Here is a 14,154-nt window from a genome sequence, read left to right on the forward strand (position 1 = left end):
AGATGACGCGCACATGACTGCAACGCTGTTGCCATCTACCTGCAACAACCCGCGTGTTGACTGACGCCTTTATTGAATGAAAGGGAATGTCAATGGCTGGCAAGCGACAGCAGGGTGCGGCACTGCTGATGGTGATGGTGGTGCTGGCAATGCTCGCCGCAGGGATGGCCTGGCTGGTGGAAGACGGCCGGCGCCAGGTCGATGAGGTGCAATTGCTACGCCAACGCGTGCAGGTCCGGGCCATGGAGCAGGCCGGACTGGCCTATGCCTCACAGGCCCTGCGTGACCCGGCCTGGCGGCTCAGCCCGCTGTTCTGGCAGGCGCTGCGCGGCCAGCCGCTGAATTACGATTTTGGTGCCGGCCAGGCGCAACTGCGGGTGCACGATCAGCACACGTGCTTCAACGTCAATGCGCTGCTGGGGGCTGATGGCGAGCGTGCCGAACGCCAGCTGCGGCACCTGCTGGGTGATGACATGGCGGCAGAGCGTTTGATCGATGCCTTGGCCGACTGGCTCGACAGTGACAGTGACGCCCGCCTGCAGGGCGCCGAAAGTGCCCAGTACCTACGCCAGCAGCCACCGCGCCTGGCGGCCAACCAGCCGATGCTCGACACCAGTGAGCTGAACCTGCTGCTGGAGCCGGATGCCTCCCGCCAGGGCCGCTACCCGATGCTATGTGCCTTGCCGCAGACCAGTGGTTGGCGCTTGAACGCCAATGCCTTGGGCCTGGAGCATCTACCGCTGCTCGAGGCACTGTATGAAGGGCGCTATCCGCGGTCGCTGCTGACCCGGATCGTCAGTGGTCGACCGGCGTCGGGGTATGTTGATGCTGCAGCGTTGCGTCAGGCGCTAGGGGCCGTGGATGACGAGACGTTCGAACGGTTAAGCGAGGGTTTGCTGCTCAACAGTGGGCATTTTCTGTTGCAGCTGTCGTTCGAGGAAGCGGGGCGGACAATGCGCAGTCAGTTCCTGGTGGAGGCGCTGGGGGTGGTGCAATGGCATGCCCGGGTGCCGGCGCAGCAAGTGCGGGTAAAAAGTCGGGAGCCTGTTATGTGGTGAGCGTGCCCAGCCCCCACAGAGCTCGGTGTCGCTTCTACGATCCGTGAACGGCCCCCTTGGGTTGGATTGGTGTCCAACTTTCCGGGGGCAGTCCACCTGGCTGGACGGGCCGCACTGCGGCCCTGGTGAAGTGGATCAGACTGTGCCGATCTCGCCCCCATCATCACGCTGGATCACCACCGTCGAAGCCCGCGGGCGCAGCGTAGTCCCCGCCGGGGTCACCTCGGTGGCCTTGTCGGTATACGGCCAGTTATCCGGGTGCTGGATATTGACGAAGATCGACTTGTTGTCCGGCGTGAAAGTAATCCCGGTCACTTCGCAGCCGTTCGGCCCAACGAAGAAGCGGCGCAGGTCCACCTGGTTCTGCGCATTGATCGGCACCTGTTTACCTGTAGCGTCCACCAGGTCGGTAGGAATCACCGCCAGCAACTGGTCATTGGTGTAATCGGTGAGGGTGGTTTCGCCGTTGTCGGTCTCGAACCACAGCACGCCGCGGCTATCGAAGCTCATGCCATCGGGACTGGCGAACTGGTTGAGTTCGGTCAGGCCCGAGCGGTTGATGTCAGCGGTACCGGCAGCATTGGCGCCAAACACGAAGATGTCCCAGGTGAAACTCAACTGGTCGTCACTGTCGTGCCAGCGAATGATGTGGCCGTGGCGGTTAGGGCCGCGCGGGTTGGCAGCGTCGACCTTGTCCGGGGTACGTGCGCTGTTGTTGGTCAGGGTCAGGTAGGCATCGCCATTGAGCGGGTTGACCGCTGTCCATTCCGGACGGTCCATCGGCGTTGCCCCCACGGCATCGCCCGCGCCCCGGGTGTTGAGGATGATGCCCGCCAGGTCACCGTACAGTGCACCCAAGGTGCTGCCGGCCTTGGTGGCTGTGGCGACGTCGAGCAGCAGCCACACACCGGTGCCGTCGGCGTTGAAGCGGGCCACATAGAGCTTGCCCTGGTCCAGGTACTTGGCGCCGGTGGCCAGGCGGTCGGCCGGGTTGGCGTCGGCGGCGTCCCACACGGCGGTGGAAACGAACTTGTACAGGTATTCGTTGTTGGAGTCGTCACCCATGTACCAGACCAGTGGCTTGCCTGCCACCGGCAGGCCCGGGCAGCACCCTTCGTGGCGGAAGCGGCCCAGTGCGGTGCGCTTGGTGGCCAGCGTACTGCTGTTGTAGGGGTCGATTTCGACGATGTAGCCGTAGGTGCTGGCTTCGTTACGGTAGTCGTCGGTGGCGCTGGCGCCCTTGGGCGTGACGTCGAAACGGGCGAATTCGCCATCGACCTCGGTGCTGTCTGCGGCGGCACTTTCCCATTTGTACTGGCCGCTGGAGGTGCCGACGCCGATGCGGCGCTGGTCTTCAGGGCGCGTGCCCTTGTTGACGAAGATGCCGGGCCAGTTCTCTTCGCAGGTCAGGTAGGTGCCCCACGGGGTATAGCCATTGCCGCAGTTGTTGTTGGTGCCACGGCAATGGGTACCGTCGGCCGAGTACTTGGTCTTGACGTGGTCGGTGCCGCGCAGCGGCCCGGTGATTTCCATGCGCGAGGCGGTGGTGAAGCGGCGGTTGAGCGGGTCGTTGTCGACTACCTGCCAACGGCCGTTGACCTTCTGCAGGCGCACCACACCGGCACCGTGGGCGTTTATTTCCTTGCGGACTTCCTCGGCTGGGCGCTTGCCGTTGGCGTCGGTCGTCGGGCCTTTGGGGTGCAGTGCGGCGGTGTCGATGTATTCGAAGTTGATGGCCAAAAGGCCGTCTTCGGAGCTGCCATTGATCGGGAAGAAGTGCATGCCGTCATGGTGCATACCCATGGCATTGGCCTGGTCGGTCGAGGTGTTGCTGCCGTCTGCCTTCCACGGGTTGGCGTTGCTATTGAGGGGTGTACCCCAGGGTGCCAGCACGTAGGCACTGTACCCGGCGGCGACCACGCAGGCATCGGTGCGCGAGCCTGGGATGGACTGGAAACCCAGCGCCAGTTTCGGCACTTGCGGTTCGGTGACTGGCGGCTCGGTGACCGGATTGTCATGGTGAGACCCGCCGCCACTGTCGAAGCAGCCGGTCAGGCCAGTACCGGCAATCATCGCGATAGCGGCGCCAAGGCTGCCACGCATCACGCTACGGCGGCTCAGGTAAGCGTCCATGACGCTGGCCATCGGCAGGTTGCCGCTGTGGTTGCGGTCCAGGTTGTCGCCGGTTTCTCGACTCATCAGGGTGTCCTTGTAGTGGCTGAGTTAGAGGAACCCGCGACTTTAGAGCGCAAGTATGATGATTCATTGGCAGAAATATTAACGGGGCTTTAAAACTGTAAGTTCTTACGACTGTGAGCGACAGATCAATTTGGAATTGTTGTCCGATTTTTGCCATTAAACTGTCATGCGAACGCCGCAACATCCGGGGCCCAACAGAACTCGGATAAGGATGGCGGGCCCGATGGCAAGCAGTGTGCACAGGCGCGAAGTGATCAGCTGGATGGGTGTCGGTGCGTTGGCACCGTTGCTCGGCGCCTGTTCTGCCCTGCCGGGCCAGCAAGGCGCCGATGCCAACGTGGACCTGCTCTACGTGGCCGACACCCTCGATGCACGCCAACCCGGCCTGCCGGTGGTACCGGCCACCCGCCTGGGGCCGGTCAGCCACCTGGGACGGGCGCCGTGGATGACCGGCGCCAATGCCAGCCTGGCCCACCCGCAACTGGCGCCTCTGCTCGATGCGAATCAGGCCGCCGGCGTGCAATCGGGTGGGTATGCCGTGCTCGCCGCATTGCTGGCGCAACTGCGCAGCGAGGCCGGGGCGGGCAACAGCCTCACTTTGGAGAATGGCCAGGGCTGGAATGGCAGTGGCCTGGCTTACCTGACCCAGGGCGAAAGCGGTGTGCAGGGCAGCCAGTTGCTGGGCAGTGAGGCGCGGGTCAGCAGCGATGAGCGGGTGCTTTGGCCGCAGCGAAGCGCAGGGCTCTATCGTCAGTCTTCTTCCATTACCCTCGGCGCCGGGCTCGCCGACGAACAGCGCAAGGCATTGGGCCTTGAGCCCCTGAAAGTCTTCGCGCGTGGCGGCATGCGCATTGCCGTGGTCGGCGTCACCGATCCCTACGCACAGGATCAGAAAGCCTCCCTCAAACAGTGGTACCAGTCGCTGCTGCCCACTTTTGCCCAGGCGCGTCGCGAGGCCGATCTGGTGGTGGCGCTGGCGGATGTCGGTACCGGGCCGGGGTTGTGGTTGGCCGAACGGGTGCCGGAAATCGACCTGTTGCTCTGTGCCCGTGGCCAGGACCTGTGGCCTACGCCCGTGTACGCCACGCAACCCAGTGGCCGCCGTGTGCCGGTAGTGTTTGCCGGTTGCCGTGCCAGCGGTGCGTTTCGCCTGCGTTGCCAGCGCATGGCAGGGCAATGGCAATTCGAGGGGCGCTTCTTTGCCGCTTTCCCCCAGCAACTTTCACCTGCCGCACAGGCACGTGCCCGCCAGTTGCAGGCCGAGTTGCAACGCCAGCGAGCCGGCCACGCGGCGTGGCTGGACCAGCCCCTGGCGCGCGCCCCGCAGGCGCTGTGGCGCCGTGACACCCGCGGCGGCAGTTGGGACCGCCTGTTGCATCAGGCCTTGGCCGACGACAGCAGCATGCCAGTGCTGTTACCGGGCCTGCGCTACGACTACCCATTGGCTGCCGGCGAGGCCATTACCCGCGAGCACCTGATCAGCCTGACCGGCAGTTACCCGGCGCCGGTGGTGGAGGCGCCGGCCCGACAGGTCGAACAGGTGCTGGAAAACGCAGCGGAGCAACTGTTCGGCGACCCGTTGCTGCTGGACAACAGCCAGGACCTGCCGCGCTGGCAGAGCCAGGCCTGGCGGGTCAGCTACAGCCCTCAAGGCAAGCGAATCTCAGGCCTCGACCCGGTGCAGGGCCTGTGCCGCACCTTTGGCCTACAGTTCGAGGCCCAGGCCGGTGAACCCTTGTGGCAACGTCTCGAGGCCTGGTTGGCGCGGCAAACGTCGGGCTGGCAACTGGCGGCGCTGCAGCTGCCCGAAGTGCGCTACGTGCAAGGCCATCCCGGCTGGCATCCACGTCAGGTGCCAGCGTGAGCAGGGCCAGCCGCCTGCTTACCGCCGGCCTGCTCACGCTGGTCGGCTGGCTGGCTGCCCAGTGCGTGTTGCAACTGGGGCGTGAGCCGCAGCCGGCACGCTCACCGGTGACCACGCAGACGCCGCTGCCGGGGCTGATGATCGGCCACTGGCAGGCGCCCCTCGACGCGACGGCGATCGCGCTCACTCGCCTGCCGCTGCAGTACCTCGGCGGCCTCAAGGCCGAGCCGTTGTCAGCCAGTGTGGTGGTGCTGCGCTATGGCCAGCAGGTACGCACCCTGGGCCGTGGGCAACGCCTGGCCCCAGGGATCGTGTTACAGGACATCGATGCCGATGGCCTGATTTTCGACAACCAGGGGCGGCGCGAACGCCTGCCCTGGCCGCCACGCCCCGCCGTGACCGGCTTCAAGCGGCAAGGATGAACGATGCCTGTCAGATACTGCGTGGCCGCTGCCTTGAGCCTGGCCCTTTGCGTGGCCTGGGCAGAAGAGCCCGAAACCTTCGATGACAACGGTACCCCGGTGTACGAGGTGAACTTTGTCGACACCGATCTGGGCGAGTTCATCGACAGCGTGTCGCGCATCACCGGCACCACCTTCATCGTCGACCCACGGGTGAAGGGCAAGGTCACGGTACGCACGGTTGACCGGCATGACGCCGAGGCCATCTACGATATCTTTCTGGCCCAACTGCGCGCCCAAGGCTACGCCGCAGTGGACCTGCCCAATGGCAGCGTGAAGATCGTCCCCGACCAGGCGGCGCGCCTGGAGCCGGTGCCGGTGGAAGCTGCCGGCAAACAGAGTGCGGGCAGTGATGGTGTGGCCACGCGGGTGTTCAATGTGCGCAATGCAGCCAGCGAACAGATGCTTGGCATTCTCAAACCGCTGATCGACCCACGGGTGGGTGTGATCACGCCCTATCCTGCGGCCAACCTGCTGGTGGTCACCGACTGGCGGAGTAACCTGGAGCGCATCGACAGCTTGTTGCGCCAGCTCGACCAGTTCAGTGACGAGCCGCTGCAGGTCATGCCCCTGCGCCACGCCAGCGCAGCCGACACCGCGCAGATGCTGACCCGGTTGCTGGCCCGCGAGCAGGGCGCCGACAGCACCCAGGTCGTTGCCGACCCGCGCAGCAACGCCTTGCTGGTGCGAGGCAGCACCGACCGCGTCCGGGCGTTGCTGGCTCAGCTCGACCGGCCTAGCGATACCGCGCACACCAGCAACACCCAGGTGATGTACCTGCGCCATGCCAATGCCAGCGAAGTGGTCAAGGTGCTGCGCGGGCTGAGCCAGGAAGGGGCCGTGGCCAGCGCAGGCGCGGGGCAAGGGGAGGGCAAGGACACGCCGGTAGTAGCCGCCAGCGACTCGGGCATACGCCTGGAATACGAGGAAGGCACCAACGCTGTGGTCATGGTCGGCCCGGACAGCCAACTGGCGGCGTACCGCTCCATTGTCGAACAGCTCGACATCCGTCGCGCCCAGGTGGTGGTCGAAGCGATCATCGCCGAAGTATCCGATAGCCAGGCCCAGGAGCTGGGCGTGCAGTGGCTGTTTGCCGATGAGAAGTTCGGTGGGGGCATCGTCAACTTCGGCAACAACGGGGTGAACATCGGCAACATCGCCGGCGCAGCCGCCAGTGGCGACAATGAGGGCCTGGGCAAGTTGCTCTCGGCCACCACGGGTGCCACCGTGGGGGTCGGCCACTTCGGCGGCGGCTTCAACTTCGCCATGCTGATCAATGCGCTCAAGGGCAAGAGCGGGTTTAACCTGCTGTCCACGCCCACCCTGTTGACCCTGGACAACGCCGAGGCGTCGATCCTGGTCGGCCAGGAGGTGCCCTTTGTCACCGGCTCGGTGACCCAGAACAACGCCAACCCGTACCAGACCATCGAGCGCAAGGAAGTCGGGGTCAAGCTGCGCATCAAGCCGCAGATCAACATCGACAACAGCGTACGCCTGGACATCGTCCAGGAAGTTTCGTCGATCGCCGACTCCAGTGCCGCCAGCGACGTGATCACCAACAAGCGCGAAATCAAGACCAAGGTCATGGTCGAGGACAACGGTCTGGTCATCCTTGGCGGGTTGATCAGTGATGAGCTGAGTACCAGCAACCAACGTGTGCCGTTCCTGGGAGATGTCCCGGGCCTGGGCCGGCTGTTTCGCTCCGACGCCAGCAAGCACACCAAACAGAACCTGATGGTGTTCATTCGCCCGCGCATCCTGCGGGATGGGCCGAGCCTGGCGGGCCTGAGCGAAGACAAGTACCGCACGCTGCAGCAGACCACGCCACTCAAGCTGCCAGGCCTGGCCGAGGGTGGCCAGTTGCTGCGGGTGTTTCCGGCCAGCCGTGCGCGGCTTGAAGGCGGTGACTGGTGATGCTGCCCTACCGCTTGGCGCGCCAGGCCGGGTTGGCCATGGCTCCGGCAGAGGTTGGCTGGCAGCTGTGGCTGCGCCGCGATGCCGACAGTGACCAGGTGCAGGAACTGCTGCGGGTGCATGGCTGCCCGGCGGCGCTGGAATATCTGGAGCCGGCAGCGTTCGACGAGCGCCTTGGCCAGTTGTATCAGGCAGGCGCGGCGGCCAACGAAGCGCTGATCGAAGGCATCGGCGAGCAGGTTGATCTGGCCAGCCTGATGAGCGAGATGCCGCGCATCGAGGATCTGCTCGAAAGCGATGATGAAGCCCCCGTGATCCGCCTGATCAACGGCTTGTTTGGCCAGGCCTTGCGCCTGCGCGCCTCGGACATCCATATCGAAACCTTCGAGCAGAGCCTGGTGGTGCGCCTGCGCGTCGATGGCCATCTGCGCGAGGTGCTGCGCCCACCGCGGGCGCTGTCGGCGATGCTGGTGTCGCGGATCAAAGTCATGGCGCGCCTGGACATCGCAGAAAAACGCCAGCCCCAGGACGGTCGCATCACCTTGCGAGCGGCCGGGCGTGAAGTGGATGTTCGGGTTTCGACCTTGCCCGGGATCTACGGTGAGCGTGTGGTGATGCGGGTGCTCGACAAGCAGGCCAGCCTGCTGGCGCTGGATAATCTGGGCATGCCCGCCGCTGTGCTGCAGGCCCTGCGCCGTTGCCTGGCGCGGCCCAATGGCATCGTGCTGTCCACCGGACCCACTGGCTCGGGCAAGACCACCACCTTGTACGCCAGCCTGAACAGCCTCAACGACGGCAGCCGCAACATCCTCACCGTCGAAGACCCGGTGGAATATGCCATCGCCGGTATCGGCCAGACTGCCATCAACCCCCGCGCCGGCCTCACCTTCGCCAGTGGCCTGCGCGCGATCCTGCGCCAGGACCCCGACGTGATCATGCTCGGCGAGATCCGCGACCAGGAAACCGCGCAGATCGCCGTGCAGGCCAGCCTCACTGGCCACTTGGTGCTGTCGACGCTGCATACCAACAGTGCGGTAGGCGCGGTAACCCGTTTGCGCGACATGGGCGTCGAGCCCTTTCTGATCGCATCGTGCCTGCGTGGCGTGCTGGCCCAGCGCCTGGTGCGGCGCCTGTGCACTTGCGCCGTGGCCCAGCCACTGCAGCCGGCCGAACGTGCCCTGTGGCCGGAGTTGGCGGCACTGGGCAGCAGCTATCACGCTGTGGGCTGCGACCAGTGCCAGGGCAGTGGCTATGTGGGGCGCCTGGGCCTGTACGAATTCATCGAGCTGGATGCCGGCCTGGTCGCCTTGTTGTACAACGGCGCCAGCGAGCTGGCCATGCAGGATTACCTGGCCGAGCGCCGCCAGAGCCTGGTGGCGATGGCCAGTGACTGCCTGGCCCGGGGCGAAACCAGCCTGGCCGAAGTGCTGCGTGTGGTGCAGGGCTGACCTATGCCGACCTTTCGCTACCAGGCCGTGGATCTTGCGGGCAAGCGCCATCAGGCCAGCGTGCAGGCCGACAGCGAGCGCCATGCGCGGCAGTTGCTGCGAGAGCAGGGCCTGTTCCCGCGGCAGTTGCAGCGCTTGGAGGCTGCCACCGGCCGGCAGCGAAGCCAGCGCCTGAGCCGCGCCCAGCTGTGTGAGCTGACCCGCCAGTTGGCGACCCTGACCGGTGCCGGTATCCCCCTGGTCGATGCGTTGGCCACGCTGGAGCGCCAATTGCGCCAGCCGGCCCTGCAGGCCGTGCTGGTGGCATTGCGGGGTTCGCTCGCCGAAGGGGTGGGGCTGGCGCGCAGCCTGGCCCGCCAAGGTGCGCCCTTCACCGGTTTGTATTGCGCGCTGGTCGAGGCCGGCGAGCGCTCCGGGCGGCTTGCCCAGGTCTTGACGCGGCTGGCCGATCACCTTGAGCAGGTGCAACGCCAGCAGCACAAGGCCCGCACCGCGCTGATCTACCCCTGCGTGCTGATGGGCGTGTCACTGGCCGTGGTGATCGGCCTGATGACCTTCGTGGTGCCCAAGCTCACCGAACAGTTTGCCCACGCGGGGCAGAGCCTGCCCCTGATCACCTCGCTGCTGATCGGCCTGAGCCAGGCCCTGGTACACATCGGCCCCTGGCTCCTGGGGTTGGCGATGCTGGCCACCCTGTTGGGTTCGTGGTTGCTGCGCAAGCCGCACTGGCGCCTGCGCCGCGACGATCTGCTGCTGTGCCTGCCGCGTATCGGCGGGCTGTTGCAGGTGTTGGAGAGCGCCCGTCTGGCGCGCAGCCTGGCGATCCTCAGCAGCAGTGGCGTGGCCCTGCTCGAAGCCTTGCAGGTGGCCACCGAAACCGTCGGCAACCGGCGTATCCACCTGGCCATGGAGCAGGTCCGCCAGCAGGTGCAGGGCGGCACCAGCCTGCATCGCGCCCTGGAGGCGAGCCGGCAATTTCCGCCGCTGCTGGTGAACATGGTCGGCAGCGGCGAGGCCAGCGGCACACTGGCCGACATGCTCGAACGCGTGGCCGACGACCAGGAACGCGGTTTCGCCCGCCAGGTGGACACGGCCATGGCCCTTTTCGAACCCCTGATGATCCTGGTGATGGGCGCCGTGGTGCTGTTCATCGTGCTGGCGGTGCTGCTGCCGATCATGCAACTCAACCAGGGCCTGCAACTGTAAATGACAAGGAGTACCCCCATGCAGCATCGACGTAGCCGCCAGCGCGGCTTCACCCTCATGGAAATCATGGTGGTGATCTTCATCATCGGCTTGCTGATCGCGGTGGTCGCGCCCAGTGTGTTGGGCAACCAGGACAAGGCCATGCGGCAGAAAGTGATGGCCGACCTGGCCACCCTGGAACAGGCGCTGGACATGTATCGCCTGGATAACCTGCGCTTTCCCAGCAATGAGCAAGGTCTGGCCGCGCTGGTGAAAAAGCCGAGCCAGGAGCCACAGCCCCGCGCCTGGCGCAGCGACGGCTATGTGCGCCGCCTGCCGGAAGACCCCTGGGGTACGCCTTACCAGTACCGGATGCCGGGTGAACATGGTCGGGTCGATGTGTATTCGCTGGGTGCCGATGGTATGCCGGGTGGCGAAGGCCAGGATGCCGACCTGGGCAACTGGGCGTTGTAAGCGATGGGTGCTGCGCTGAAGGTGGAAGCGGGCTTGAGGGGGAGCGGTCGCCAGCGCGGCTTCAGCCTGCTCGAGTTGCTGGTGGTGCTGGCCATCGCCGGGCTGATGACCGGGCTCGCCGTGGCCTGGCTCGACAGCAGCAAGGCCAGTGTCGAGCAGGCGTTGCAGCGGCTTGCCGCGCACGTCTATACGCAGGCCGCTCTGGCCCGGCATGCCGGGCAGTTGCGCGGGCTGCGCTGGACGGGCACGCACCCCGAGTTCGTGCGGCGTGAGGGTGATGGCTGGGTAGTCGAGGCGGTCAGCCTGGGTGACTGGCCCAAGGGGCTGCGCCCGGACTGGCATGCCAGTGCGCAGCCGCACTTACTGTTTACGCCCCAGGGGTGGGCCCAGCCTGGCTCGGTGCGCTGGCGCTGGGCCGAGGGCAGCCAACGCTGGCAGTGGGAACGTGACGGCCAACTGCGCACGGTGATGTCGCCATGAAGCGTCAGCAACGCGGCTTCACCTTGCTGGAAGTAACCGTGGCCCTGGCGATTGCCGCAGTGCTGGCGGTCATCACCAGCCAGGTGCTGCGCCAGCGCCTGGCCGTGCAGGACAGCGTGCAGCAGCATCGCCTGGGGGTGTTATGTGCCCGTGAATTGCAGGCGCGCTTTGCCGTGGAACAGTACTGGCCGGCGAACGACCAGGCCAGCGGTGTGCTGAGCCAGGGCGGCCAGGCCTGCCACTGGCAGTTGCAGCTGCGTCGCACCGGCGTGCGCGACTTGCGCCGCGGCGAGCTGCAGCTTTCCGCCGACCGCGACCAGCGCCTGCCGCTAGGCCAGTACACGGTTTTTCTGGAGCGCCCATGAAGCAGCGTCAGGCCGGGTTGACCCTGATCGAGCTGATGGTGGCCTTGGCCTTGACTGCGGTACTGGGAGTCATGCTTGCGGCCTTGGTCAACGGCTGGCTCAAGGTACGCGAGCGGTTGCAAGTGAATGGCCAGGAAACCCGCGTGCTCGAGTTCTGCCTTGCCCTGGAGCGGCGCTTCGACAGCCCGGTGCTGCGGCAGGTATACGAGCAGCGGCTGCCCCTGGCCAGCCGCTGGCTCGACTGGCAGGGCGATCGCCAGCAACTGCTGTGGGTGGCTGGCGCTGCCTTGCCCGAGGCCGAGGGGGGCGCGCGGCTGCAACGTCAGCGCCTGCGTTTCGACGTCCATGGGCAAGCGCTGCTGCTGGAAACCTCGGCAGACCTGTATGCCGCCAGCGAACCCAACTGGCGCTTGCGTGAGCAACTGCAGCGGGTCAGTGCGTTCAACGTGCTTTACCACCAGGGTGGCCGCTGGCTGCCTTGGCCTGCCGACCAACCCGCGCATCCCGGCCGTGGTGTGCGCGTGGAATTACAGCGTGATGGAGCCCCCTATGTCTGTACCTTCATGCTCCCTTGGGGGCGTTCATGAAACGTGAATGACACCGACGGGCGCAGCCCCGGCCCTGGCTGCTGTTGCGCCCAGGCGATACCTGGGACTGGCTGCTGCTAGATAACGGTACTGTGCAATGCGAAGGGCAGGGTCAGCCATCGGCGAGCCTGGTCGCACGGGTAGCGTTGATCGTACCAGGCGAGCAGTGCAGCCAGTTTCAACTGGCTGCGCCGCCCGGCCTCAAGCGTGACGAGTGGCCACTGCTGCTGGAAGATCAGCTGATGCAGGGCCCGGACGAGGTGCACTGCGCTTGCCTGTCACGCCACGCCGGGCAACTGCGTTTGCTGGTCGTGGCACGCGAGCGCCTGCATGCCTGGCGCAGGCAGTGTGCTCAGTGGGGTGTGCAGGTGGACCGTTGTTGGGCGGAGTTCCAACTGCTGCCGACACCCGAACCGGGTCTTGTCTGGCAGTGGCAACGGGCACCCGGCACGATCCTGTACAAAGGGCGGGGGGACGATGGCCGGGAACACTGGCTGCTCTGGCCAGCGGTGCTCGGCGATACTCCACAACTGCCTTGGCTGCAACAGCGCACGGTGCCGCTGGCCGGTGCATGGCCAACTGCGCTGGCGCCCCTGGACAGCCTACCGAGCCTGTTCGAACAGCCCCGCACGGCCCACAGGTGGCCGGCTGTGCCACGCCATCAGCAACGGCTGATTGCCGCTTGCCTGGTGCTGGCAGCGGGGTGGGGCGGGTTGTGGCTGAGCCAGCAATGGCGCCAAGCCCAGGTTTGGCGTGCGCAGGTGCAGGCGGTGGCTGGCAATCAGGCCAGCCCGCAGCAGGCGGCACAGGCCCTCAAACACCTGCGCGACAGCGAGCGGCAACAGCAACTGCACATGCGCCAACTGCAAGAACTGCAAGCCCAGGTACAGGCCTGGCTGCATGATCACCCCGGCTGGCGCCTGCACGCGGCGCACTTCGACGGCCAGCGCTGGTACCTGCGTCTGGACGGTGAGGGCAGTGCACCGCCTTGGGTCGAGATGGCCAGTGCCGCGGGGGCGACGGTGCAGGTGCAGGACGCAGCGTCGCACGTGGTGTTCGACCTGGGAGCGGCAACATGAACCGACACTGGATTCAGCGCCATCGGCTGCTGCTGGCGTGGTACCTGATTGGTCTGTTACTGGCCGTGTTGGCAGTGCGCGAGGGGCTGTCCCACTGGCGTGAACTGAGCCAATGGCGTGGGCTGGCAGAGCAGGCGGCTGGACTGCGCAGCGGCCCTGGGCTGAGCCTGGAACGGCTGCGCCAGTCTGCCCAGGCGCGGCGGGTTGAGCTTGTCGATGTCGAGCTACAAGGCAAGCGCTGGCAGCTGCGTGGCCAGGTGGCCGATGACCGTGTCCTGGAAGGCTGGCTGCAAGCCTTGCGCTCAGAGGGTGTCCAACCCCTGCAATGGGGGCTGGAGCAGGACGCCCAGGGGCTGCGTTTCGATCTGGTGGTGCAACCATGAGCCGCTGGGGGATGCTGTGGGTGGGCGGGGTATTCAGCGTGACCCTGTTGGTAGAGCTACCGGCGTCATGGGTGGCGCGCGGCGTTGGCCTGCCCATGCACGAGGTCAGCGGTAGCCTCTGGCAGGGGCAGGCGCGCCAGTTGGGGCCTGTCGGCCCCATGCACTGGACGCTGCAGCCCTGGCGCTTGCAGGCAAATGCCCAGTTGGGTTTCCAGGGGCAGGGCTGGCAGTTGCGCGCCGACGGCTGGCCATGGCGCTGGCGGCTTGAAGTGGCGGCATTGGGGGCCCAGGCGACGGCACAGGCTGACTACCGAGTGGCCGGGCAGTGGCAGGGTACGCTGCGCGTGCAGGGCGTGGGACGTGCCTGCCGCGCCAGCGAAGGCCGCATCACTGTCAGCGATCTGGCATTGAGCGAACCTTGGTCGTTGAGCCTGGGCCAGGGGTGGGTTGAACTGGACTGCCACAACGGCTGGCGCCTGCACGGCCAGTTGGCGCAACAAGGGCAGCATCAACTGACAGGGGATGCCGACCTGCTGGGGCGTCGAGCGCAGGTCGCCTTTGAGCTCCAGCCGGAGGCTGCCCTGACGCCGTTGCTGCGCGGCGCGCAGTGGTTGGGGGCGCAGGCGGCGTCCGGGCAACGGGATTTGCGCTGGTAAC

General features: G+C 66.1%; 14 protein-coding genes. 13 read left to right on the forward strand and 1 reads right to left on the reverse strand.

Annotated features, from left to right (window positions below):
- Positions 1-92: 92 nt before the first annotated feature.
- Positions 93-1,058 carry a type II secretion system minor pseudopilin GspK gene (gene gspK / locus L6D80_RS06825; protein WP_176513109.1) on the forward strand — a complete coding sequence of 322 codons (966 nt, stop codon included), beginning with the start codon at positions 93-95 and terminating at the stop codon, positions 1,056-1,058.
- Positions 1,059-1,193: 135 nt separating this feature from the next.
- Here the strand turns inward: gspK and L6D80_RS06830 are convergent, their stop codons facing one another.
- A complete protein-coding gene (locus L6D80_RS06830) occupies positions 1,194-3,257 on the reverse strand; it encodes a PhoX family protein (protein ID WP_176513111.1) in 2,064 nt (687 codons plus the stop codon).
- Positions 3,258-3,480: 223 nt separating this feature from the next.
- Here L6D80_RS06830 and L6D80_RS06835 point away from each other — a divergent pair, with 223 nt between their 5' ends.
- From L6D80_RS06835 to L6D80_RS06890, 12 genes are read left to right on the forward strand one after another with little or no spacing between them, the layout of a single operon-like run.
- Positions 3,481-5,121: a bifunctional UDP-sugar hydrolase/5'-nucleotidase gene (locus L6D80_RS06835; RefSeq protein WP_176513113.1), complete on the forward strand. Its 1,641-nt coding sequence runs from the start codon at positions 3,481-3,483 to the stop codon at positions 5,119-5,121.
- Positions 5,118-5,543, forward strand: coding sequence for a pilus assembly protein PilZ (locus L6D80_RS06840; protein WP_176513116.1), 426 nt, complete (start codon positions 5,118-5,120; stop codon positions 5,541-5,543). The genes L6D80_RS06835 and L6D80_RS06840 overlap by 4 nt, the downstream gene beginning before the upstream one ends.
- 21 nt (positions 5,544-5,564) lie before the next feature.
- Positions 5,565-7,496: a type II secretion system secretin GspD gene (gene gspD, locus L6D80_RS06845; protein WP_371419528.1), complete on the forward strand. Its 1,932-nt coding sequence runs from the start codon at positions 5,565-5,567 to the stop codon at positions 7,494-7,496.
- A complete protein-coding gene (locus L6D80_RS06850) occupies positions 7,496-8,944 on the forward strand; it encodes a GspE/PulE family protein (protein ID WP_176513233.1) in 1,449 nt (482 codons plus the stop codon). The genes gspD and L6D80_RS06850 overlap by 1 nt, the downstream gene beginning before the upstream one ends.
- A gap of 3 nt (positions 8,945-8,947) precedes the next feature.
- Positions 8,948-10,150 carry a type II secretion system inner membrane protein GspF gene (gene gspF, locus L6D80_RS06855; RefSeq protein ID WP_176513119.1) on the forward strand — a complete coding sequence of 401 codons (1,203 nt, stop codon included), beginning with the start codon at positions 8,948-8,950 and terminating at the stop codon, positions 10,148-10,150.
- Positions 10,151-10,168: 18 nt separating this feature from the next.
- Positions 10,169-10,603 carry a type II secretion system major pseudopilin GspG gene (gene gspG / locus L6D80_RS06860; RefSeq protein WP_054903259.1) on the forward strand — a complete coding sequence of 145 codons (435 nt, stop codon included), beginning with the start codon at positions 10,169-10,171 and terminating at the stop codon, positions 10,601-10,603.
- 3 nt (positions 10,604-10,606) lie between these two features.
- A complete protein-coding gene (gene gspH, locus L6D80_RS06865) occupies positions 10,607-11,083 on the forward strand; it encodes a type II secretion system minor pseudopilin GspH (protein ID WP_176513121.1) in 477 nt (158 codons plus the stop codon).
- Complete coding sequence (locus L6D80_RS06870; RefSeq protein WP_176513123.1) at positions 11,080-11,448, forward strand: type II secretion system protein GspI; 369 nt, start codon at positions 11,080-11,082, stop codon at positions 11,446-11,448. The genes gspH and L6D80_RS06870 overlap by 4 nt, the downstream gene beginning before the upstream one ends.
- Positions 11,445-12,035: a PulJ/GspJ family protein gene (locus L6D80_RS06875; protein ID WP_176513125.1), complete on the forward strand. Its 591-nt coding sequence runs from the start codon at positions 11,445-11,447 to the stop codon at positions 12,033-12,035. Before L6D80_RS06870 ends, L6D80_RS06875 begins: the two co-directional genes overlap by 4 nt.
- A 38-nt stretch (positions 12,036-12,073) precedes the next feature.
- A complete protein-coding gene (locus tag L6D80_RS06880; RefSeq protein WP_176513235.1) occupies positions 12,074-13,114 on the forward strand; it encodes a type II secretion system protein GspL in 1,041 nt (346 codons plus the stop codon).
- Positions 13,111-13,497, forward strand: a complete 387-nt coding sequence (gene gspM / locus L6D80_RS06885) for a type II secretion system protein GspM (protein WP_176513127.1) — start codon at positions 13,111-13,113, stop codon at positions 13,495-13,497. Before L6D80_RS06880 ends, gspM begins: the two co-directional genes overlap by 4 nt.
- Positions 13,494-14,153 (forward strand): general secretion pathway protein GspN, encoded by a 660-nt coding sequence (locus tag L6D80_RS06890; RefSeq protein WP_176513129.1) that lies wholly within the window; start codon positions 13,494-13,496, stop codon positions 14,151-14,153. Before gspM ends, L6D80_RS06890 begins: the two co-directional genes overlap by 4 nt.
- Position 14,154: the final 1 nt, after the last annotated feature.

The sequence above is a fragment of the Pseudomonas ceruminis genome, from assembly GCF_021602025.1.
Lineage (GTDB): Bacteria > Pseudomonadota > Gammaproteobacteria > Pseudomonadales > Pseudomonadaceae > Aquipseudomonas > Aquipseudomonas ceruminis.

Coding starts and splice junctions, on each gene's coding strand:
- gspF (WP_176513119.1), top strand. CDS start 8,948: ATGCCGACCTTTCGCTACCAGGCCGTGGATCTTGCGGGCAAGCGCCAT.
- L6D80_RS06830 (WP_176513111.1), bottom strand. CDS start 3,257: ATGAGTCGAGAAACCGGCGACAACCTGGACCGCAACCACAGCGGCAAC.
- L6D80_RS06870 (WP_176513123.1), top strand. CDS start 11,080: ATGAAGCGTCAGCAACGCGGCTTCACCTTGCTGGAAGTAACCGTGGCC.
- gspG (WP_054903259.1), top strand. CDS start 10,169: ATGCAGCATCGACGTAGCCGCCAGCGCGGCTTCACCCTCATGGAAATC.
- L6D80_RS06875 (WP_176513125.1), top strand. CDS start 11,445: ATGAAGCAGCGTCAGGCCGGGTTGACCCTGATCGAGCTGATGGTGGCC.
- gspM (WP_176513127.1), top strand. CDS start 13,111: ATGAACCGACACTGGATTCAGCGCCATCGGCTGCTGCTGGCGTGGTAC.
- L6D80_RS06835 (WP_176513113.1), top strand. CDS start 3,481: ATGGCAAGCAGTGTGCACAGGCGCGAAGTGATCAGCTGGATGGGTGTC.
- L6D80_RS06890 (WP_176513129.1), top strand. CDS start 13,494: ATGAGCCGCTGGGGGATGCTGTGGGTGGGCGGGGTATTCAGCGTGACC.
- L6D80_RS06850 (WP_176513233.1), top strand. CDS start 7,496: ATGCTGCCCTACCGCTTGGCGCGCCAGGCCGGGTTGGCCATGGCTCCG.
- gspK (WP_176513109.1), top strand. CDS start 93: ATGGCTGGCAAGCGACAGCAGGGTGCGGCACTGCTGATGGTGATGGTG.
- gspH (WP_176513121.1), top strand. CDS start 10,607: ATGGGTGCTGCGCTGAAGGTGGAAGCGGGCTTGAGGGGGAGCGGTCGC.